The organism is Sphingobacterium puteale, from assembly GCF_050986225.1.
Taxonomy (GTDB): domain Bacteria; phylum Bacteroidota; class Bacteroidia; order Sphingobacteriales; family Sphingobacteriaceae; genus Sphingobacterium; species Sphingobacterium puteale.
In genome coordinates this window covers 6,250,603-6,272,510 of record NZ_CP158959.1, presented here as the reverse complement: position 1 = coordinate 6,272,510, position 21,908 = coordinate 6,250,603, and the positions used below count along the sequence as shown (strand labels likewise).

General features: G+C 42.0%; 16 protein-coding genes. 6 read left to right on the top strand and 10 right to left on the bottom strand.

Going from position 1 to position 21,908, the window contains the following annotated elements; all coding sequences use genetic code 11:
• Positions 1–101: 101 nt before the first annotated feature.
• The 6 genes from ABTV71_RS26025 (at position 102) to ABTV71_RS26000 (ending at position 10,991) form a co-directional block, all read left to right on the top strand.
• Complete coding sequence (locus tag ABTV71_RS26025; RefSeq protein WP_433901589.1) at positions 102–3,116, top strand: SusC/RagA family TonB-linked outer membrane protein; 3,015 nt, start codon at positions 102–104, stop codon at positions 3,114–3,116.
• A gap of 51 nt (positions 3,117–3,167) precedes the next feature.
• A complete protein-coding gene (locus ABTV71_RS26020; RefSeq protein WP_433901588.1) occupies positions 3,168–4,793 on the top strand; it encodes a RagB/SusD family nutrient uptake outer membrane protein in 1,626 nt (541 codons plus the stop codon).
• Between the two features lie 139 nt (positions 4,794–4,932).
• Positions 4,933–6,750: an aryl-sulfate sulfotransferase gene (locus tag ABTV71_RS26015; RefSeq protein WP_433901587.1), complete on the top strand. Its 1,818-nt coding sequence runs from the start codon at positions 4,933–4,935 to the stop codon at positions 6,748–6,750.
• Between the two features lie 26 nt (positions 6,751–6,776).
• Positions 6,777–7,988 carry a glycoside hydrolase family 130 protein gene (locus tag ABTV71_RS26010; RefSeq protein WP_121120673.1) on the top strand — a complete coding sequence of 404 codons (1,212 nt, stop codon included), beginning with the start codon at positions 6,777–6,779 and terminating at the stop codon, positions 7,986–7,988.
• A gap of 117 nt (positions 7,989–8,105) precedes the next feature.
• On the top strand, positions 8,106–9,035 hold the full coding sequence (locus ABTV71_RS26005) for an endonuclease/exonuclease/phosphatase family protein (RefSeq protein ID WP_433901586.1): 930 nt from the start codon (positions 8,106–8,108) through the stop codon (positions 9,033–9,035).
• A gap of 42 nt (positions 9,036–9,077) precedes the next feature.
• Positions 9,078–10,991 (top strand): sodium:solute symporter family protein, encoded by a 1,914-nt coding sequence (locus tag ABTV71_RS26000; protein ID WP_433901585.1) that lies wholly within the window; start codon positions 9,078–9,080, stop codon positions 10,989–10,991.
• Between the two features lie 90 nt (positions 10,992–11,081).
• Here the strand turns inward: ABTV71_RS26000 and ABTV71_RS25995 are convergent, their stop codons facing one another.
• The 10 genes from ABTV71_RS25995 to ilvN all read right to left on the bottom strand — a co-directional run bounded on the left by ABTV71_RS25995 (position 11,082) and on the right by ilvN (position 21,905).
• Positions 11,082–11,597: a DUF2911 domain-containing protein gene (locus ABTV71_RS25995; RefSeq protein ID WP_433901584.1), complete on the bottom strand. Its 516-nt coding sequence runs from the start codon at positions 11,595–11,597 to the stop codon at positions 11,082–11,084.
• 169 nt (positions 11,598–11,766) lie between these two features.
• Entirely contained in the window at positions 11,767–13,014 is a 1,248-nt protein-coding gene (gene ilvA / locus ABTV71_RS25990; RefSeq protein ID WP_121120669.1) for a threonine ammonia-lyase IlvA, read from the bottom strand.
• A gap of 66 nt (positions 13,015–13,080) precedes the next feature.
• On the bottom strand, positions 13,081–14,244 hold the full coding sequence (locus ABTV71_RS25985; RefSeq protein ID WP_104383780.1) for a 2-isopropylmalate synthase: 1,164 nt from the start codon (positions 14,242–14,244) through the stop codon (positions 13,081–13,083).
• Positions 14,245–14,361: 117 nt separating this feature from the next.
• Complete coding sequence (gene leuB, locus ABTV71_RS25980; protein ID WP_433901583.1) at positions 14,362–15,435, bottom strand: 3-isopropylmalate dehydrogenase; 1,074 nt, start codon at positions 15,433–15,435, stop codon at positions 14,362–14,364.
• Positions 15,436–15,572: 137 nt separating this feature from the next.
• On the bottom strand, positions 15,573–17,051 hold the full coding sequence (locus ABTV71_RS25975) for an ATP-binding cassette domain-containing protein (protein WP_433901582.1): 1,479 nt from the start codon (positions 17,049–17,051) through the stop codon (positions 15,573–15,575).
• The gene (gene leuD / locus ABTV71_RS25970; RefSeq protein WP_121120666.1) at positions 17,045–17,635 is read right to left on the bottom strand and encodes a 3-isopropylmalate dehydratase small subunit; all 591 of its coding nucleotides are present in this window, start codon (positions 17,633–17,635) and stop codon (positions 17,045–17,047) included. Before leuD ends, ABTV71_RS25975 begins: the two co-directional genes overlap by 7 nt.
• A 105-nt stretch (positions 17,636–17,740) precedes the next feature.
• Entirely contained in the window at positions 17,741–19,138 is a 1,398-nt protein-coding gene (gene leuC, locus ABTV71_RS25965; RefSeq protein ID WP_121120665.1) for a 3-isopropylmalate dehydratase large subunit, read from the bottom strand.
• Positions 19,139–19,319: 181 nt separating this feature from the next.
• On the bottom strand, positions 19,320–20,801 hold the full coding sequence (gene ilvC, locus ABTV71_RS25960; protein WP_121120664.1) for a ketol-acid reductoisomerase: 1,482 nt from the start codon (positions 20,799–20,801) through the stop codon (positions 19,320–19,322).
• Between the two features lie 44 nt (positions 20,802–20,845).
• Entirely contained in the window at positions 20,846–21,310 is a 465-nt protein-coding gene (locus tag ABTV71_RS25955; RefSeq protein WP_121121236.1) for a DinB family protein, read from the bottom strand.
• 4 nt (positions 21,311–21,314) lie between these two features.
• Positions 21,315–21,905 (bottom strand): acetolactate synthase small subunit, encoded by a 591-nt coding sequence (ilvN, locus tag ABTV71_RS25950; protein WP_108634875.1) that lies wholly within the window; start codon positions 21,903–21,905, stop codon positions 21,315–21,317.
• Between the last annotated feature and the right edge of the window lie 3 nt (positions 21,906–21,908).

The window sequence follows — 21,908 nt, the reverse complement described above, 5'->3', positions numbered from 1 at the left end:
CTAATTTCGTCCTGTAGACCAATAATAGCATACCAATTAAGTATAAACATATTATATACAATCTATCTATTTATTTATTGTAAACCTTAAATACACAAAATATGAAAAAAACAGCTTTACTGCTTTTATTTTCGGCTTATGGCACGTTTGCTTGGGCACAACAATCCCAAAAAGTAAGGGGAAAAGTCCTTGATGCGGATAATAGGCCAGTGGCGGGTGCTACTGTAAACATCAAAGGTGGTGTCGGAGGGACAAAAACTGATGCTGATGGTTCGTTCGTGCTTGATGTTGAGAAAGGGAAGACCTTAAAAATTACCTATGTAGGTATGAAGGAACAGGAGGTTCTTGTTAATGAAGCATCGGCATATAGTATTATACTTCAGTCGGGCACCGACTTGGAGGAAGTTGTTGTTATCGGGTATGGTACGGTAAAAAGAGGTGATTTAACAGGTGCTGTAGCATCTGTTACAGGAAAGGACCTGCAGTCTAATCTAGCAAAGAGTGCTGCTGGCGCATTACAGGGGCGTGTTGCCGGGGTAACGGTATCTAACGCTAGTGGAACGCCGGGGGCAGGTATGAGCATTAATGTCCGTGGGCTAAGTTCTATGGGGAATAATACGCCTCTTTACGTCATTGATGGCGTATTTGGCGATATCAATATGGTGGATCCCAATGATATTTCTTCACTGGAAGTTTTGAAAGATGCTTCAGCTGCTGCGATCTATGGATCTCGGGCGGCCAATGGTGTTGTTATCATTACCACAAAAGGCGGTAGAAAAGCAACTCCAGCGACTTTAAGCGTAAATGCATACACGGGTATTCAAAGCCTTCCTAAAAAAATGGATTTGATGGATGGCCCACAATGGAAACAGTTTCAACAGGATAACGGGTATCTACCAAAAGAAGCACAAAATCTGAATACAAATACGAATTGGCAGGACGAGGTGTTTCATACAGCCCCAGTTAATAAGGTCAATCTCGATATTTCTGGTGGGGGAGAACAGTCTACCTATAGTGTGTCCGGAGGTTACTTAAATCAACAAGGTATCTTGAAGACTACCGGTTATAAAGCTTTCAATCTGCGTACAAAAAATACCTTTAGTTTTTTTAACAACCACTTACGGCTAGGAAATACCTTTTTGATAAAATCAGGTGACCGAAAATTTTCAGACCTGACTATCACAGATATCTTAAGGCAAAACGCCTTGGTACCTATTTATGATGCCAATTTAGTTGGTGGATATGCTACTTATGCGCCGTGGATGAAGAACTTGGACAATCCAGTGGGGATTTTGAACTTATTTAACCGACATGTATATCAGACGGATCTTATGCTCAATGGATACGCCGAAGTAGATTTGTTTGTTAAGGGGCTAAAATATAAATTAAATGTCGGGGTCAACAAGACAACTGGCAGGAATTATAATAAAGGGGATGCCTATACCTATGGTACCGATGTGCGTAAATCTTTTCTCAATGAAAGCGCATTTTTTAACAATCAATGGTTAGTTGAAAATACATTGCATTACGATAACACGTTTGACAAACACAGCATTTCATTATTAGCGGGTTATTCCGCGCAGGAAAACACCAATCGGGGTTTTGGTGCGGGGAGAAATAATCTTCCATTGGGAACTGATGCTATTGATGCTGCCTCTCCGACGGAACAAACGACTTCAGGTAGTCTAAATGAAGCGGCATTGATCTCCCAGTTTGGACGCTTAATATATAGTTATGATAGTCGTTACCTACTTACAGCGACAATACGTCGCGATGGTTCTTCCAAATTCGCAGATGGAGCACGATATGGGGTATTTCCGTCTATCGCTCTCGGCTGGAATGTGATGAATGAGAAATTTTTCGAAACAGCAAAAGGTACAGTAAATGAATTTAAACTCCGTGCCAGTTATGGTCGACTGGGTAATCAGGAAATTGCAAATTACACCACACAAAGGATAACTACTTATGGCATCAATTATTTGCAAGGTGGTACCTGGTGGCAGGGAGCAAGTACCGGTATCAATTGGGTTTCACCGCGAAATCTGACTTGGGAAGAAACAGCGACAAGCAATATTGGATTGGATTTGGCATTTATGCAAAAGAAATTGAACATCAGCGCAGATTATTATGTACGCGAGACAAAAGATATTCTTTTAGGGATCAATCAACCTCCTTCGGCTGGGCTTAAGGGAACTCCGGTGATGAATGCGGGTACAATTAGCAACAAGGGTTTTGAGTTATTAGCGACATACAAGAATTCTGTTGGAGAATTGAACTATAGCATTGGTGTGAACGCTTCCACGGTAAAAAATAAAGTGAAAGCTGTTACAATAGGTAACGTTCAGGAATTTGGTGGTTACAACCCGCAGGGTGAGGGTACAATTACCTGGGCTAAAGTTGGTTATCCAATTGGAGGGTTTTGGGTGATCCAAACCGATGGACTTTTCCAGTCAGATGCAGAAGCACAAGGCTATAAATCTGTGGATGGTAAAGTAATTCAACCAAATGCCGCTGCAGGGGATATCAAATTTGTAGATTATAACAAAGATGGTCGTATTGATAATAATGACCGTCAGTATGTTGGTAGCCCTTTCCCAAGTCTTGCTTATGGTATTCGAGGAGGACTAGACTATAAAGGATTCGATATGACTGTCTTCTTTGATGGCATGTATGGTAATAAGGTTTATAACTATACCCGGGCACGCATGGAACAAACCAATGAAGTGAATAATCATTCTGCCCGTTTATTAGATTCATGGACGCCAAGCAAACCAAATACTGATATTCCGCGGTACACACGGGAGGATCCAAATGACAATAAGCGTCGGGTGAGTGACCGTTGGATTGAGAGCGGAGCTTTCTTACGTTTAAAAACTATTGAAGTTGGGTATACACTACGCGCAGAATGGCTAAGTAAGGCTACTTTGAAAAACGCACGCGTATTTCTGGCTGGGGACAATCTGTTTACCGTGACAAAATATAAAGGCTATACGCCGGATCTAGGTCAGAGCAACGGTGATAATGGAACGCCATCTGGTGTATTAACAGCTGGTACGGATCATGGTCGTTTCCCATTGGCACGGACTATTATGTTTGGCTTTCAGGCTAACTTTTAATGGATATCGATCTGTTAAATAGATAAATTTTATTTTTTAAATACGATATAGATGAACTTTTCAATAAAAAAATATACAGTTATAGCAGCATCCTTATTGTTCTTAGGAGGCTGTAAGTCAGATTTTTTGGATCGAACCAATCCGAATTTACCAGTTGAAGAGACTTATTGGGCAATTGAATCCGATGCGCAGTCTGCGATGGCTACGATTTATTCACCAATTCGTTCACAAATGTCAGGCTACTATGGGGCGTACGGTGGTTATCAAACGATGAACAGAGCGGATGATATGTGGTTTCTAAGTGGTGAGGAAGCATTTACATGGGAATATGTCAACTTCCTCAATTCCGCAGGTACCCCAGAAAGTGATTTTGGTAGCTTGTATAGCGGAATAAATAGAGCAAATGTGTTTTTAAAAAATATACCGCGTGTTTCAATGGATGAAAACCGAAAAAAAGAGCTGGTCGGAGAAGCTAGCTTTTTAAGGGGAATGTATTATTTTCTGCTTGCGGCTAATTATGGTGATGTGCCGTTAAGAGTATTGCCGACAGACGATGATCCAGATGGTGCGAGCAAACCTGCGTCACCTGAAGCTGAAATATGGAAACAGGTCATTGCAGATTTTAAAATAGCGAAGGACAATCTGCCAATAACACGATCTGCAGCCGAGGCTGGCCGGGTTACGAAAGGGGCTGCGGTCGCCTATCTGGGGAAGGCATTGGTATATACCAAACAATATACCGAGGCCGAAACAGAATTGAAGGCCTTATTGACTGCCCCCTATGCTTATGAGCTGATGACTAATTTTGAAGATAATTTCAAGGAAACAACTAAGCTTAATAAGGAGTCGGTTTGGGAAATAGTTTATGACAGTAAGTTCGGTGGGGATGGAAATTGGGGGGTAGACTGTGCTTCTTGTGCGATGGGCTTTGTGCTGCCTAACTTTGCTGGACCAGATGGTACAGGTGCCTGGTTTAAATTAATGCCCGGGGCAGCTGTTGTTCGTGATTTTATTTCAGAAGAACGTCCCGCAGGTTCAGATACCCGCTTTGATAAACGGATGTACACAAGTTTCTTTTGGAAATATTCAGATTATGAAACAGGTCTTACTGATGGTGCCTGGTTTGGCAATCAGCCTTTTGACCTTATGTGGAGTAATGCTGGACCGAAGCGGCAACGTGGGGAGCCAACTTACCCAACAATTGACGGTAAAACCGGTCGTTTCCTGATTAAGAAATATACCAATTTTTATAGAAATATCGCTGGAGCAAATAGTATGTACGATGCTGCAAACCGGAATAATAACCTTCGTGTATTTCGATTTGCTGAGGTCTTGTTATTGCATGCTGAAGCCTGTGCCAAAAATGGAAATATCGCTGGAGCCGCATCTAGCTTGAAGCGCGTTCGTGACCGCGCAGGTTTAGCAAATAAAACCTGGGCCAATGCCGATGAGTTGATGAAAGAAATCATAAAACAAAATGAATTGGAATTTTTCTTTGAGGGACATCGCTTTTTTGATCTAAAACGGTGGTATACACCAACACAAATGAAACAGATTTTTGTAGATAACAAAAAGCAAGGTGCGAATAATTTCCAGCCCAAACATTATTATCTTCCTATTCCGGAAGGTGAAATCAATACAAATTCAAAAATTCAGCAACATCCATTGTGGCGATAAACGCAGAAAATGCTTACGGTTTTAGTTCATCTGAAACTGTAAGCATTTCAGCTTAAATTTGTCCCCAACCGTAGTAATGGTATTGCGGAATTTTCGCTGTTGGAATATAATAGAAGTTCCATTTTTATAACATATGGGTATGATAACAACAAGAATAGCTAGGACCTTTGCAAATTTGGCTTTATATACCACAACCTTGTTTATACTGTTTGTTTCGTGTAAGAAAGATCGGGAGACATCGGAAGCATCAACGGCAAAGCTATCCCTAAATGCAAAAATTGAGGCTGGTGAATTGCTCCTCAACGTCGAGGAGAAAGCAGAAGAGTATGTTTTCAATTTTGAAAAGAGCCGTGTCCATATTCCACAGCAAGAGGTTTCTAACATCAAAGCTGAGCTCGAACGCTGGCGCACCAATCTAACCTTCAGAAATGGGGATAAATTAATCGTTCCGACAAAAGGTACTGCGCTGGATTATATTGTTGAAAAAATTAAGCTCAATCCTTCGGGCTGCAATCCACTCGCGGCTTTGGTTGATGTTTGGCTACCTACTTACGGTCGTGTAAAAGTAACTGTGCAGGGCAAAAATGGTTCCGCAGGAGCAATTACACATTTGTGCTATACCGATATTCCGCGACAAAGCGTGCCTGTGCTGGGCTTATATCCTGATCACGACAATATTGTCGATTTGATTTTTACCGATCGCGAAGGAAACGAAAGAGGGAAAACGACCATACATATCCAGACTGCGGCATTGAATATGCAAGACTTTCCAAGGTGGAAAATAGTAAAAGCCCAAGCCGGTAAAATGGAGCCGGGCGTCAATCTTGTGCATTATCCAGGGCGAAGCGAAGCTGATGTTTCACTTCCATATATGGTTGATCAGGAGGGTGAATTGCGTTGGCTTCTGCAGTTTAAATCATCCCCGGAACTGCAACGGCTCTCTTATTCCATTGGTCTCAAGCGTACTAAAAGCGGAACTTTTATTGCTGGTGACCAATCCCAGAAAAGAGTAGTGGAAATTGATATGTTCGGTAATTTGAAACGTGAATGGGATCTCGCTAAATCAGGATTCGGATTTCACCATGAAATTACAGAGGCTGCCAATGGCAATTTTTTAATAACAGTCACAAAAACGGCCGCGCGTTTAGTTAATGGTGAACCGCGTGTGAATGATCATATCATCGAACTGAATCCCCAGACAGGGAGTTTGGTCATGGAATGGGATCTTGCCAAACAACTGGACACAGCTCGCTATATAAAACCTGATGGTATTACACCACCTGCATTTTCACAGACGCCCAATAATTGGGCCCACAATAATTCTATTGCCGAAATCGGAAATGACTTATTGGCGACTTTAAGATATCAGGGAATCCTATGTTTTAACCAATCTGGGCAACCACAATGGATGATATCTCCACATAAGTTTTGGGGAGCTAAATATCAATCCTTGCTTTTAAAACCTATTGCAGAAGATGGGACACTCATTACTGACCCTGCTGTTATCAATGGGGATGCCAGCACCGCAGGATTTGACTGGCCTTGGGGCCCTCATACTCCGGTTGCACTTGCGGAAGATCGTATTTTGGTCTTTGATAATGGCTATAACCGGAATTGGATTCCCAATTTTGGAAGCGGTACAAATAATTATAGCCGGGTTGTTGAGTATAAAATTGACGCAACTAAAAGAACAGTACAACAACTTTGGTGTTATGGAAAGGAAAGGGGAGTCGAGGCTTTTTCTCAGGCTTTGTCCGGTGTGCAATACCTCCCGCAGACAGGTAATATACTATTCTTTCCGGGCATGGGCGTCAAAACAAGTACCGGGACGGGAGGACGTGTCATTGAGATTAGCCCTAAAACGAAAGAGGTTGTATTTGAGCTGGAGATCACTGCCGGTAGTGGTACCGCATTTCACCGCGTAACACGTATACCACTATATCCCGCGAATTTATAAATAAACTTTTTGAACTTACGTAATTTATGTCCGAATCCTTTGAACGTCAACAAACTTATATTATCGAAACGCAACGCTTATTATTGGAAAAAACGAATGTCGGTCTGTTGGATATGGGAAAGATTGTCACCCGTTATTTAAATCCTGTTGTTACCAAAGAACATATTCCACTCAGCTGGCGCTATGATTTCAATCCATTGACAAACCCTCATTTTTTGGAGCGAATCGCATTCAACTCAACGATGAACGCTGGTGCACTGCATTGGAAAGGTAAATACCTGTTATTCGTCCGTGTGGAAGGTGTTGACCGGAAGTCTATTTTTGCGGTCGCTGAAAGCGATAATGGTGTTGACAATTTTCATTTTTGGGAGTATCCGCTATTGTTGCCTGATTTGGACGAAGCGGAAACAAATGTCTATGATCTGCGGCTCACAGCTCACGAGGATGGTTGGGTATACGGTATTTTCTGCAGTGAGAAGCATGTTCCTGATGCTGCTCCCGGTGATCTTTCAAGTGCGGTTGCTTCGGCAGGAATCATCAGGTCGAAAGATCTGATTCATTGGGACCGTCTACCAAATCTAACGGCAAATAGCCAGCAGCGTAATGTGGTGTTGCACCCAGAGTTTGTGGAAGGTAAGTATGCATTTTATACACGCCCTCAGGATGATTTTATTTTGGCAAAAAGTGGTGGCGGTATCGGGTGGGCTCTTGTGAACGATATCAGCAATGCCGTAATCGGTCAGGAAAAGATTATTAATAAGCGTTTTTACCATACCATCAAAGAACTCAAAAACGGGGAGGGGCCAGCGCCATTAAAGACGGATCAAGGCTGGTTACACCTCGCGCACGGGGTAAGGGGGACTGCCGCCGGCTTACGCTATGTGTTATACCTTTATCTCACGAGCCTGGAGGATCCAAGCGAATTAATTGCGGAACCGGCGGGTTATCTGATGGCTCCCGAGGGGGAGGAAAGAGTAGGCGATGTCTCCAATGTATTGTTTTCCAATGGTTGGATCATGGACGCGGATGGTACCGTATACATTTATTATGCCTCCAGTGATACGCGGACACATGTTGCGGTTTCTTCGGTGACCAAACTGCTGGATTATTGCCTGAATACACCGGAGGACGGGCTACGCTCTGCGGAATCATTGCGCAAAGTGATTCATCTGATCGATCATAATGCCGCCTACGTGGGTAATAAAAGCAATGGAACGATCGATCGCCTGACAAAATAGAGATAGATGAAGCTGGCCTAGAGGGCATATTTGATCCGGTATCGAGCTCAACTGCCCAGTATAAATGAAATCTTGTGGATTCATGAGAGTTATGGCTGTATGAAATGCAGTAAAAAAATGTACGTTGAACAAACTCGTGATATGTTAAAGAAAGATAATATTAAAATCCTGACTCTGATTGGTCTTCTGTGTCTGACATCCCTTTTGTATGCCCAGGAACGGGCGAAGTTGAAAATTATTTCCTATAATATTTGGAACGGTTTTGAAAAGCAGCAGGATCGAAAGGATAAATTTAGTGCGTGGATGAAGAAGGAGCAACCTGATGTTGTGGCATTGCAGGAACTGGTGGACTTTAAGCGGGCCGACTTACTACAATTGGCCAAGACATACGCCCACAACTACGCTGTTTTATTAAAGGAGGAAGGCTATCCTGTCGGTATTTCCTCCCGGTATCCGATCACTGTTGTCAACGCCCGGCTAGATAAATTTTGGCATGGTATGCTGCATGTGAAGATTAAAAACTTAGACTTTATTGTCACGCATCTTAGTCCCTTTTCCTGGCAATATCGGCTGGGGGAAGCAAAACAAATCGCAGAATATGTAAAAAATAATCACCTGGATAGCTGTATTATTCTGGGGGATCTGAATGCCTATTCCCCATTGGATGCCATTTGGCTGGAAAAGCAGTCCTCTTTGAAGAACAATCTCATAAAATGGGACACGGAGCATCCCCAATATGGCAATATGAGAGGGGGGCGATTTGATTATAGTGTACTATCGACTTTTTTGGCCATGGGTTTTGAAGATTGTATCGGACGATCTATATTTCCCGAAATCAAACGTACCAGCTATCCTTCAGCTACGCTTTACAATTGGAAATGGGGAGACCCCAGGATAGCCACGGTTTCTGAACGACTTGATTATATTTTGCTGTCTGAACCCTTAGCATCTCATGCCAAGCAGGTGGAGGTACATAATGGTCCCGCACTTGAGGGGATATCTGATCACTATCCTGTTTCGGTCGTGATTGATCAATTGGAGAAATAGAAATATAATTGTAGATTGCGGATGACCACGAAAAGAATATTCATGGAAATTTCCGTAATAGATATAGTTATCATCGTCAGTTATTTGCTTGCGATGATTGTCATCGGTTTGATCCTTAAAAAGCGAGCCGGCAAGAATCTTGATTCGTATTTTTTAGGCGGAAAAACGCTTCCCTATTATATGCTCGGTATTTCTGATGCATCGGGTATGTTCGACATCTCGGGAACCATGTGGATGGTCTATCTTGCTTTTGTATATGGCTTAAAAAGCATGTGGATCCCTTGGTTATGGCCTGTTTTTAATCAGATTTTTTTGATGGTCTATCTGTCGGTCTGGCTGCGGCGATCCAATGTCCTGACCGGAGCAGAATGGATCCGTACACGTTTTGGTCATGGTCGGGGAGCTGATGGAGCTTATACCATCGTTATTCTATATGCCATAGTTGCGGTAATGGGGTTTTTATGTTATGGCTTTATCGGTATAGGGAAGTTCATGGAAGTTTTTTTTCCGTGGGAACAGGTATCCCGCTTTATTCCCTTGACGATTGACCCAGCAATGGCTCCGCAACTGTATGGTATTCTCTTTACAGCGATAACGACATTTTATGTCATGCTTGGTGGAATGCACAGTATTGTGTGGGCGGATATGGTCAAGTTTGGCATTATGATTATTTCGGGAATTGCCATCGCTGTTATTGCCATGCAGGAGGTTAGCCCCGAGCTATTGGCAGCAAACACACCTGAAGGTTGGGACTCCCCCTTCTTCGGTTGGCACTTGGATTTGGACTGGAGTACTTTACTTCCTTCCATCATGGACCGGATTGCCGATGATCAATACAGTCTTTTTGCGGTATTTGTGATGATGATGCTATTTAAAGGTATATTTATGAGCATGGCAGGACCGGCGGCCAACTATGACATGCAGAAGATATTGGCCTGCAGAACCCCTAAAGAGGCCGCTTTAATGAGTGGTTCGGTGTCGGTAATCCTACTTATCCCGCGTTATCTGATGATTATGGGTTTCACGGTATTAGCTCTGGTATTTTTTCGGGATGAATTTGCACATATGGGCAATCAGATGGATTTTGAAATTATACTGCCCAAGGCAATTAGCCGCTTCGGAAAGATAGGATTAACCGGGCTGTTGCTGGCGGGCCTATTGGCCGCATTTATGTCTTCTTTCGCTTCAACAGTCAATGCCGCACAGGCTTATTTGGTAAATGATGTACTATTGAAGTTTATGTACCGGTCTGCTTCGCCAAAGAAGCAGATCCGTTTGAGTTATGTGGTTTCTATTGCTGTGGTCGTTTGTAGTACCATTATTGGCTTATATGTGCAGAATATCAATTCGGTATTACAATGGATTGTCTCCGCTTTATATGGTGGTTATATTGCGGCAAATGTATTGAAATGGCACTGGTGGCGTTTTAATGGTGCCGGATTTTTCTGGGGAATGCTGGCGGGTATATTTGGGGCAGTGATACTCCCGCAGTTTTTTCCGGATACCCTTCCGCTCTATTTTTTTCCTTTGCTTTTTGTCCTATCTCTATTGGGCTGTTTTGCAGGTACATGGTTATCCCGGCCTACCGAGAAGGAAGTGCTGATTGATTTTTATGTACGTGTACGGCCTTGGGGATTTTGGGGACCCATTCATCAGAAAGCACTAGAAAAATACCCGGATCTCAAAAAGAACGATCATTTTAAGCGGGATATGGCCAATGTGGCCGTTGGTATTGTATGGCAATGCTGCCTGACCTTGGTTCCCATGTATATTGTGATCAAACAGGGACAGGGTTTGTTGACAACAGTCTTGCTATTGGGTATTACCACACTTATACTTAAAAAGAACTGGTATGATAAAATGACCCGCGAGGAGGAAGAGTATAATGCCTTTATGTTAAAGTACGGGTTAAATAAAACAGATAATACCGTTAGCGAAGAAACGACTATTTATTAACCATACCAACTGCTTTCCGACAATACAAAAATAGGCTACCCGTCGTACGTCGACGAGTGTCCTATTTTGTAAATGGACTGATCGGATCAGTTAATTACTCGCTTTAACTTTGAAGGGAACCACATATTCTCCCCATTCTAAGGATACAGTGCCTTCTGGTGTGGCACTTATCTTAAACTGCTCTTGCGCATTGCTGCTTGTGCCGTTGCTGACCGAAACACGTAGGGCATCGTCTTTTGCATCATATTTTGTTCCCCATTGGTCCCATACTTTGCTGAACATAAGGGTTGTTTCATGTTCTCCGGGGATACTGTAAAGGCCATATTTTCCCGCCGCTAGTTTTTTGCCTTCGACCAGTACATCTTTATTGAATTCGATGGTGGTTGCTTCATTGGCACCTGTACGCCAGACTTTTCCTACGGGAGCGATATCAACACCAAGCTTACGGCCTTTAAGTGAAGGACGGCTATAATTGATGTCGATCGTAACCCCATCTGTCGTGGTTACCTTGGTGTTTTCTGGAGGACTCGGGCGTTTACTTTTGTCTGTCTGGGCGAAGCTAAGTTGACCGATTAAGGTCAAAATTGTTAAAATTAGTACTCTCATATGTGCTTATTTTTTTGATTAAACACTTAAATATAAGATTTTTATGTGATGAAAATTTTCTGTTTTTTTAGAACTTGACGAAATCGTGACTGGGTGGCATCAAGCTATATGAAAAAAAATGAGAGTGTATAAGAATAAAAGCCAGCGTTTTAATCACTGGCTTTTATTCTTATACCAAATATTCGAACAATGTTTGGTCTTTGTTGATTTCAATGACATCAAACTTATACTCTTTCATTCTTGCGATCAGTGTTTCGTAATCTTCAGGTTTATTGAGCTCAATCCCAACTAAGGCCGGACCTCTTTCCCGTTCTGTTTTTTTGATAAACTCGAAACGGGTAATATCATCTTTCGGACCCAACACTTCAGAAACGAAGAGTTTTAATGCTCCCGGGCGCTGAGGAAAACGGACAATGAAATAATGTTTATAACCTTCATAAAGTAACGATAGTTCTTTGATCTCGCTCATGCGGTCGATATCATTGTTTCCGCCTGATATAATACAAACGACCTTCTTGCCTTTTATTTCTTCTTTGTGAAATTCCAAAGCTGCAACAGAAAGTGCTCCCGCTGGTTCGACCACGATGGCGTCTTTATTATATAGTTCCAAGATACAAGTACAGATTTTGCCCTCTGGAATGGAGCGCGTATCGTCCAGCAATTGTTTGGCAATCTCAAAGGTGGTCGCGCCAATTTTCTTTACAGCAGCCCCATCAACAAATTTGTTAATATGCTCCAATTCGATCGGTGCTCCGTTTTCCAGCGCAGCCTGCATGGAAGGTGCTCCTTCCGGTTCGACTCCGTAACACTTGATCGCTTTATTTTTGCTTTTCAGGTAGTAACTTGCTCCTGCCGCAAGACCGCCACCACCGATCGGAATAAAGATGGCATCCATATCAGGAAGATCCTGTAATGCTTCTACGGCCACGGTGCCTTGTCCCTCCACAACCTTGAGATCGTCAAATGGAGGAATAAAGGTCATGCCATGCTCTTCCGTGTAAGCCAGTGCCGCTTTTTGGCAATCGTCAAACGTATCTCCGGTCAATACAATTTCAACATTTCCATTGCCCCACATTTCAGTTTGGGAGATTTTCTGACGCGGCGTCGGGCCGGGCATAAAGATAACGCCTTTAATGTCCAGTTTTTTGCATGAAAAGGCGACACCCTGAGCATGGTTACCAGCACTTGCACAGACGACGCCCCGTTGGCGCTCTTCCTCTGTCAGGGAAATAATCTTGTTGTAGGCACCACGCAGTTTATAGGAACGGACGACCTGTAAGTCTTCCCGTTTGAGATAAACTTCTGCGCCATATTTTTCGGATAAATAGCGGTTATATTGTAAAGGCGTACGATTGACCACCGATTTGATGCGCTCAAGCGTAGCTTCTGAGTTGATGTTTAAGGTTGATAGATCCATTTTTTTAATAGGATGATTAAGGTTGTCTTTTGATAAAAAAAGGCTGCAGATGCAGCCTTCCATTTTCTATATCTTTTCTTGGATGAGGCTTTTTAAGTCATCATCACAAATATTTTTCTTTGCGTCGGCCAATACCAAAAAGCGTTGATAGCAATCTGCCAGATCATCTTTTTCAAGATGGAAACCAAGGCGCTCCAAATGGTGTTTAAGTGCATGTCTTCCTGAACGGGCCGTCAAAATGATATCTGCTTCATCAAGGCCTACATCTTCCGGTCTGATGATCTCGTAGTTTTCGCGGTGCTTCAGGAAACCATCTTGATGGATGCCTGAACTATGGGCAAAGGCATTCCGGCCAACAATCGCTTTATTTGGTTGCACGGGCATGTTCATCATATCGCTCACTTTACGGGATAGATAGGTAAACATGCGGCTATCAATATTCGAAGTTAGGCTTCCGAAAGCTTGATTATGCACTTTAAGAATCATTGCAACTTCTTCCAATGAGGTATTACCGGCACGTTCGCCTATACCATTGATGGTACATTCTACCTGACGGGCACCGTTTTGTATCGCGGCGATAGAGTTGGCCGTAGCAAGCCCCAGATCATTATGGCAGTGTGCAGAAATAATAGCTTGATCGATATTACGTACATTTTCCTTAAGGTACTTGATTTTTGAACCATATTGGTCTGGTAAGCAGTAGCCATTGGTATCGGGAATATTGACAACTGTTGCACCAGCAGCAATAACTGATTCAATCATTTTAGCCAAAAACTCCAAGTCAGCACGACCGGCATCCTCAGCGTAAAACTCGACATCTTCCACGTAAGATTTAGCGTGTTTTACAGCTGCGACGGCACGTTCTAAAATTTCTTCACGTGTACTATTGAATTTATACTTGATATGCATATCTGAAGAGCCAATGCCGGTATGAATACGTGGACGTTTGGCATATTTCAATGCTTCCGCAGCTACGTCGATATCATTTTGATTGGCACGGGTCAATGCACATATAATAACATCATTCACCGCCTTGGACAATTCTACGACAGATTGGAAATCTCCGGGACTGGAAACAGGAAAACCAGCTTCGATAATATCAACCCCCAGTTTTTCTAAGTCCTTTGCGATCTCAATTTTCTCTGGAGTAGTTAATTGGCAACCCGGTACCTGTTCGCCATCACGCAATGTGGTGTCGAAGATGTAAAGATGATTAGGATCGTGTAACATAATTTCTTAATTCAAAAGATTTATAACTAAAGAAGTATGGGGCAAAGAGTGTAAGTGCAGCGATCTTTTTTGGTTTGTGGCACCCAAATCTCATTACTCCATACGCATATCTCATTACTATTTAATAAACTCCAACACTTTCTCTCCCATTTCCTGAGTACCCAAGATTTTAGAAGCTTCTGTATCGGCATTCGCAATATCACCGGTTCTCCAGCCTGCTTTGAGCGTTTGGGCAACCGCATTAGTAACCGCTTTTGCTTCTTCCTGTAGACCAAAGCTAATGTCAAGCATCAATGCAGCGGATAAAATTGAAGCAAGCGGATTCGCTTTATTCTGGCCCGCGATATCATGTGCCGAGCCGTGGATAGGTTCGAAGAAACCTGTGCCATCGCCAACGGAAGCTGAGGCCAACATGCCCATTGATCCCGCAATCTGAGATGCTTCATCAGTCAAAATATCACCAAAAAGATTCGCTGTTAATACCACGTCAAATTTCTTTGGATTCTTGACTAATTGCATTGCTGCATTGTCAATAAACATGTGTTCAGTTTCAACATCTGGATATTCTTTTGCAATTTCTTGTACAACTTCTCTCCACAGGCGGGATGTTTCCAATACATTGGCTTTATCTACAGAGCATAATCTTTTGTTGCGGGTGCGTGCTGCATCATAAGCTTTACGTGCGATACGTTCTACTTCATAACGGTGGTAGTTCATCAAATCCGAAGCGAAGGTATTGTCTTCATTACGGTTTTTCTCACCGAAATACACATCACCCGTCAACTCACGGAAAAAAAGGATATCTGTGCCTTGGAGAATTTCAGGTTTTAAACTCGATGCATCCAATAATTCATCAAATAAAAGGATAGGACGGAGATTGGCATATAACCCCAATTCTTTACGGATTTTCAACAAACCCTGTTCTGGTCTAACCTTGGCCGAAGGATCATTATCGTACTTGATATGTCCGATCGCGCCAAAAAGGATGGCATCTGATGCTTTGGCTTTTGCTAACGTCTCGTCAGGAAGTGGATTGCCGGTAGCTTCAATCGCCGTATGGCCCATGATTGCTTCATCAAAACTGAATTCATGACCATAATTTTCACCGATCTTTTCTAAAACTTTTTTACCCCATGTGGTTACTTCTTGGCCGATGCCGTCTCCAGGTATGATTAAAATATTTTTTTTCATTGTTTTATTCGTATTGAGATATGAGTCTTGAGGTGCTATTTTTATCAAATTTGAATATCCACCCGCTCATGTCCATTGTCTAATATCTATTATCTTTCGTCTAAATATCTATTGTTAATTGTCGTTTTCAACAATTTTTATGTTGATAAAGTCTCTTTTTTGTGGATAACTCGTTCTACAGACTTAATTTCACCTTTTTCCAGTACCATCTTGTTGTCTATACAGGTAGGTAATTGGGATTGGAAATGACCGACATAAATAAGGGTCTGGCCATTCTTGCTCAGGTCATCGATCACATCATTAAAATATTGTGATTGTTCCTTATCCAATCCTTGGCAAGGTTCATCTAATATAAGCAATTCCGGATGTTTTACAATTGTACGCGCCAGCAATGCTAATCGCTGTTGGCCTAAAGGTAAAGATCCTAATGTTTTATGTTTCACGTCTTTGAGATCAAAAAAATGGAGTACCTGATCAAGCTTCTGCTGTTGTTCATAGCCCAATTTTTGATACAGGCTCATCGAGTCAAAGAATCCCGAAGCAATGGTCTGTCCAACATTGGCATTCATATCGTAGTACCAATGTAATTCGGGAGAAATAATGCCCAGATGCTCTTTGATTTCCCATATACTTTCTCCTGATCCTCTCTTTTTACCAAAAAGATGGATGTCATTTGCGTAAGCCTGGGGATGATCCCCGTTGATCAGACTTAATAAAGTCGATTTTCCCGATCCATTATGTCCTTGCAGCAGCCATTTTTCTCCCGCTTTTACTTCCCAATCAATGTTTTTCAAGACCTGCTTTTCACCGTATGAAATGTTGATCTGCCGCATCTTGACCATCGTTGGGTCGGAGATTTTGGGTGGTTGCTGTAAGAAATACGGTAATTCCTTGCGTTTTCGTGGTATTCCCCTTGAAATTTCTCTGCTATGATGACGGAGAACAATTTTTCCATTTTGGATTTCGGCAAAACGATTAATACAATCCGGTTGTTCGTCATCATTGCTGATTAGTAAGAGGGATACGCCCTTGTCCGCAAGCTGATCGAAGATCTGGTTCAGGTCTTTTCGGGATTGTACATCAAGTCCGGTATAAGGCTGGTCGATAACCAAGACCTGCGGCTGAAGCCAAAGTGCTTTGACCAATTGTAAGCGTTTATGTTCGCCGCTGGAAAGTTCGATCAATTGCTGGTCTTTGAAATTTTCAAATCCAAAGATGGTAAGGTAAGGTGCCACATCTTCGAAGGCCAGCTGTTCGTCCTTCGCAAAATGTTTCAATTCAGCAAAAACCGTTAAGGTATCGTTTTTTGCAAACTTGTTATAGCGTTGTTGGTAATAGAAGTTGCGATCACCTTCAAGATTGGTAAACTGAAACCAATTGGATACGTAATGGACAACTGGAGGAAGGGAACTATTGTTATCCAGATGGAAGGATATGGCGCCCTCATATTTTAATTGCCCTACAATTGCTTTTGCGAGCGTTGTTTTTCCTGTGCCACTGGGACCACCTAAGATCCATTGTTCTCCAGGAAAAATTTGCCAATTTAAATCTTGCAGTACGGAATCTTTACCGTGCTGAATCGTTAAATTGGCAATATGGACGACAGGGTCTACCATTTTTTTGTTGTTTCAAATGATTCAATTAAATCTTTTTGATTAAGGATAAAATCGATGTCATCGTATCCATTGATCAAGCATGATTTTTTGTATGGATTGATTTCAAATTCAAATTGATCGCCGGTCTCGGTTAACATCACCGTTTGTTTTTCGAGATCAACGATGATTTGGGTATTTGGGTTTTGGTGGACCAATTCGAAGATTTTCTCTAAAAATTCTTCGGGAACCTGAATAGGCAATACACCATTATTAAGCGCATTACCTTTAAAGATATCCGCAAAAAACGAACTGATAACGACATCGAAGCCGTAGTCCTGGATTGCCCAAGCAGCATGTTCACGACTGGAACCGCAACCGAAGTTCTTGCCGGCAACCAATATTTTTCCTGAATAGATGGGGCTGTTCAATACGAAATCTGCTTTTGGCTGATTATCGCTATCAAAGCGCCAGTCACGGAATAAATTATTGCCAAATCCCTCACGAGTGGTCGCTTTTAGAAAACGTGCTGGAATAATTTGGTCAGTATCAATATTTTCAATAGGTAATGGAACTACCTGTGATGTTAAAGTTTCAAATTTTTTCATGTCAAAAATTTAGTAAGTCAGAATTAAAAATTAAAAAATGGAGCTAGTTATAAGCTGAAAGCTTGGACAATCAGGGTCTCAATACTCAATTCTCTCATCTCAATACTATATTAACTCTCTAACATCTGTTACTTTACCCGTTACTGCTGCTGCTGCTGCTGTCAGTGGAGATACCAGCATGGTACGTGCATTGGGCCCCTGACGTCCTTCGAAATTTCTGTTTGAAGTCGAAACACAGTATTTGCCCGCAGGGATTTTATCTTCGTTCATGCCTAAACATGCGGAACATCCCGGTTCGCGTAGTTGGAATCCCGCGGCTTCAAAGATTTTATCCAAGCCTTCTTCTTTGGCTTGTTTTTCTACCTGTTTTGAGCCCGGAACAATCCATACTTCGACGTCCTGTGCCTTTTGTTTCCCTTTCACGAATGAAGCTACCTCACGTAAATCTTCGATACGGGAGTTGGTGCAGCTTCCGATGAAAACGTAATCCACGCGGTTACCTAAGACCGTGGAATCATCTTTAAAGCCCATGTAGTCCAGCGCTTTTTGATAGGATGGTCTTTCGGATTCCGGTTGTGCATTTGTTGCCGGGATATGCTCTGTGATACCCATACCCATGCCGGGGTTTGTACCATAGGTAATCATAGGAGCGATGTCAGCTGCATCAAATGTCAATACTTTATCAAAGATCGCATCTTCGTCTGAATATAATGTTTTCCAATATGCTAAGGCTTGGTCCCATTCTTCTCCTTTTGGTGCGAATTCGCGGCCTTCCACATAATCAAATGTGATTTGATCCGGTGCAATAAGTCCGCCGCGTGCCCCCATTTCGATACTCATATTACAGATGGTCATCCGCGCTTCCATGCTCAAAGAGCGGATGGCTGAACCAGCATATTCGATAAAATACCCTGTACCTCCTGCAGCAGAAATCTTGGCGATAATATAGAGGATAATATCTTTTGCGCCAACACCCTTTTGTAAAGTACCATTGACTTCAATTTTCATGGTTTTAGGCTTGGACTGCAATAAACATTGTGTCGCAAAGACCTGTTCTACCTGAGAGGTTCCGATACCAAAAGCAATAGCTCCAAAGGCTCCATGCGTTGACGTATGGCTATCACCACAGACCATTGTTTTACCAGGTAGTGTGATACCCAACTCAGGACCGATCACGTGTACGATTCCTTGGTAAGGATGTCCCAAACCATATAATTCAATGCCAAATTCAGCACAATTTTTGGTCAGCATATCGACTTGATAGCGCGATAGCTCTTCTTTGATCGGCAAATGTTGGTTGAGTGTCGGTACGTTATGGTCGGCAGTTGCTACCGTTTGCTTTGGACGAAAAACTGGGATTCCTCTTTTGCGTAGGCCATCAAAAGCTTGCGGTGAAGTAACCTCATGAATCAAGTGGGTATCGATATATATAATATCCGGAAACCCTTCTTCACGCTTGACGACGTGAGCATCCCAAATCTTTTCTACTAATGTTTTTGACATTTTTTAATCTCTCTTATGTTATTTTTATTTTAATCAGGGCGATATTGTAAATGTCTCAATATCACCCTGATTTCAATATACTAAATTACGAAATATTCATGATTTTGGAGCATATCTGTGGATTGAATTCATCCGGATATGCTATCCGTTTTTAAAAAGAACAAATAATTCGTATCAATTTTTAAACAGTTTTGATCGCTTTCATTGCCGTCATCGCCTTACGCAATTTACGACCAACGATTTCCACAGGATGGTCACGCAAAATTTCATTGATAACAACCAACTGTGCGTTATCAACAGCAGCATCTTTACCTTCATTAAAGTTTTTACCTACTAGATCGGTATCAACAGTTTTCATGAAATCAGCCAATAAAGGTTTACAAGCCTGATCAAATAGGTAACAGCCATATTCCGCTGTATCAGAAATAACACGGTTCATTTCAAACAATTTCTTACGGGCGATTGTGTTGGCAATCAATGGCGTTTCGTGCAATGATTCGTAGTATGCTGATTCTGGTTTGATACCTGCTTCAACCATTGTTTCGAAAGCCAATTCAACGCCTGCTCGGATGAAAGCAACCATTAGAGTATAATTGTCGAAGTATTCCTGCTCGTTGATTTTAATATCACCTGCAGGCGTTTTCTCGAATGCAGTTTCGCCTGTTTCAGCTCTCCATTTCAATAAGTTAGCATCACCATTTGCCCAATCTTCCATCATCGTCTTGCTAAAGTGACCGGACATGATATCGTCTTGGTGTTTTTGGAACAAAGGACGCATGATATCTTTTAGCTCTTCTGAGATCTCAAAAGCTTTCACTTTTGCAGGGTTGCTCAAACGATCCATCATACCGCTTACACCACCATGTTTCAAGGCTTCAGTGATCACTTCTACACCGTATTGTACCAATTTGGATGCATAACCAGCCTCAATTCCTTTTTCGATCATTTTGTCGAAAGATAAGATCGAACCTGTTTGTAACAAACCACAAAGGATTGTCTGTTCACCCATTAAATCTGATTTTACCTCGGCTACAAATGAAGATTTCAATACACCGGCTTTGTGACCACCTGTTCCTACACAGTATGCTTTTGCCTCAGCCCAACCTTTTCCTTGTGGATCATTCTCTGGGTGAACAGCGATCAAAGTAGGGACACCGAAACCACGAAGGTATTCTGCACGAACCTCAGAACCCGGACATTTTGGAGCAACCATGATCACAGTGATATCTTTACGGATTTGCATACCTTCTTCAACGATGTTGAAACCGTGTGAATAAGATAATGTTGCACCTTCTTTCATCAAAGGCATGACCGCGTTGATCACTGAGGTATGTTGTTTATCAGGAGTCAGGTTAATGACCAAATCTGCTGTTGGGATTAATTCTTCGTAAGTGCCTACGTTAAAGTTATTGTCTGTAGCATTTTTCCAAGAATCTCTTTTTTGTTCAATAGCTTCTTTACGTAAAGCATAAGAAACGTCCAGTCCGCTATCTCTTAAGTTTAAACCTTGGTTCAAGCCTTGTGCACCGCATCCTACGATTACGATTTTTTTACCTTTTAAAGCATTTACTCCATCCGTAAATTCGGTGTTGTCCATGAATTCAGCGTGACTTAATTGTTCTAACTGCTCTCTAAGCGGTAAGGTGTTGAAATAATTTGCCATTGTTTTACTTTCTTTCTGTTATTGGTTGTTGATTATTTATTTTTTTATTGTACTAATTTACGTTGCGCCAAAGCATAACCATAATGAACATTATCATGTCCTGAGGTTAAAGCGATAACATCTTCGACTGTGCCCATTGGATAACCATAAGTTGCTGTTGAAAACGAGGTAATCTCTTCAAAAACGCCATTCTCATAGTCTTTGGCGATTTGTTCGATGCTTTGGATAGCGATTGTCTTTAATTCATCCACCTCAGCCTGCTCGACAAAACGTGTGGGCTTGGTATCTTTTCTATAATCTTCATTGTATTTTACCCAGGCGGTATCCGCTTTGATACCGGTACGCACATAGACCAAAGTCTGTGTACTTACAACGATATGTCCAAAATTCCAGATAATATTGTTGTTAAATCCAGCAGGGATTTTGTTGAGTTGTTCTATGGAAAGGTTATCCACCAATTCAATGAATTTTTGGCGGGCCTGTAAGATAAATTTAAATGTCTCTTGCATCTGATTACATGGTAAATACATCATCCCGTTTGTCGAGATATTCATTTTCAACGATTTCTATCGACGGTTCCTGTGCTTCAAACTGAACCAATTTGGAGTGGAAGCCAGCACTATCTTTAATGATGGCGATACGGGCACCACGGACAAATTCGATTAACCCGTATTTTGTCAATTCCTCCGTCAGCTTATCAATTTCTTCACGGTGGCCTGCGGTTTCGAACACGATGTAATCGTTGCGGATCACAACCACATTGGCTCCATATTGACGTAGCAAACGCTCCACATATACTTTTTCATTGACAACGTCTGCCGGTACTTTATACAAGGCCTGTTCTTGCCAGATCACTTCGTCATTGGTATTGTAATAGGCTTTAAGGATATCTATCTGTTTTTCTAACTGACGGCAAAGCTTACGCAGCACATCCTCTGCCTCTGTAATGACAATGGTGAAGCGATGTATACCTTCTACTTCAGAAGGCGATGTGTTTAAACTTTCGATATTGATTTTTCTTCTTGAAAAAATCGTTGAGATCCTTCCGATAAGGCCGATAGAATTCTCTGTATATAGAGTAATGGTATATTCTTGTTTTTCCATTTT

Excerpts from the sequence above, each read along its gene's own strand:
- ABTV71_RS26025 (WP_433901589.1), top strand. The coding sequence starts at position 102 with ATGAAAAAAACAGCTTTACTGCTTTTATTTTCGGCTTATGGCACGTTT.
- ABTV71_RS26020 (WP_433901588.1), top strand. The coding sequence starts at position 3,168 with ATGAACTTTTCAATAAAAAAATATACAGTTATAGCAGCATCCTTATTG.
- ABTV71_RS26015 (WP_433901587.1), top strand. The coding sequence starts at position 4,933 with ATGATAACAACAAGAATAGCTAGGACCTTTGCAAATTTGGCTTTATAT.
- ABTV71_RS26010 (WP_121120673.1), top strand. The coding sequence starts at position 6,777 with ATGTCCGAATCCTTTGAACGTCAACAAACTTATATTATCGAAACGCAA.
- ABTV71_RS26005 (WP_433901586.1), top strand. The coding sequence starts at position 8,106 with ATGTACGTTGAACAAACTCGTGATATGTTAAAGAAAGATAATATTAAA.
- ABTV71_RS26000 (WP_433901585.1), top strand. The coding sequence starts at position 9,078 with ATGGAAATTTCCGTAATAGATATAGTTATCATCGTCAGTTATTTGCTT.
- ABTV71_RS25995 (WP_433901584.1), bottom strand. The coding sequence starts at position 11,597 with ATGAGAGTACTAATTTTAACAATTTTGACCTTAATCGGTCAACTTAGC.
- ilvA (WP_121120669.1), bottom strand. The coding sequence starts at position 13,014 with ATGGATCTATCAACCTTAAACATCAACTCAGAAGCTACGCTTGAGCGC.
- ABTV71_RS25985 (WP_104383780.1), bottom strand. The coding sequence starts at position 14,244 with ATGTTACACGATCCTAATCATCTTTACATCTTCGACACCACATTGCGT.
- leuB (WP_433901583.1), bottom strand. The coding sequence starts at position 15,435 with ATGAAAAAAAATATTTTAATCATACCTGGAGACGGCATCGGCCAAGAA.
- ABTV71_RS25975 (WP_433901582.1), bottom strand. The coding sequence starts at position 17,051 with ATGGTAGACCCTGTCGTCCATATTGCCAATTTAACGATTCAGCACGGT.
- leuD (WP_121120666.1), bottom strand. The coding sequence starts at position 17,635 with ATGAAAAAATTTGAAACTTTAACATCACAGGTAGTTCCATTACCTATT.
- leuC (WP_121120665.1), bottom strand. The coding sequence starts at position 19,138 with ATGTCAAAAACATTAGTAGAAAAGATTTGGGATGCTCACGTCGTCAAG.
- ilvC (WP_121120664.1), bottom strand. The coding sequence starts at position 20,801 with ATGGCAAATTATTTCAACACCTTACCGCTTAGAGAGCAGTTAGAACAA.
- ABTV71_RS25955 (WP_121121236.1), bottom strand. The coding sequence starts at position 21,310 with ATGCAAGAGACATTTAAATTTATCTTACAGGCCCGCCAAAAATTCATT.
- ilvN (WP_108634875.1), bottom strand. The coding sequence starts at position 21,905 with ATGGAAAAACAAGAATATACCATTACTCTATATACAGAGAATTCTATC.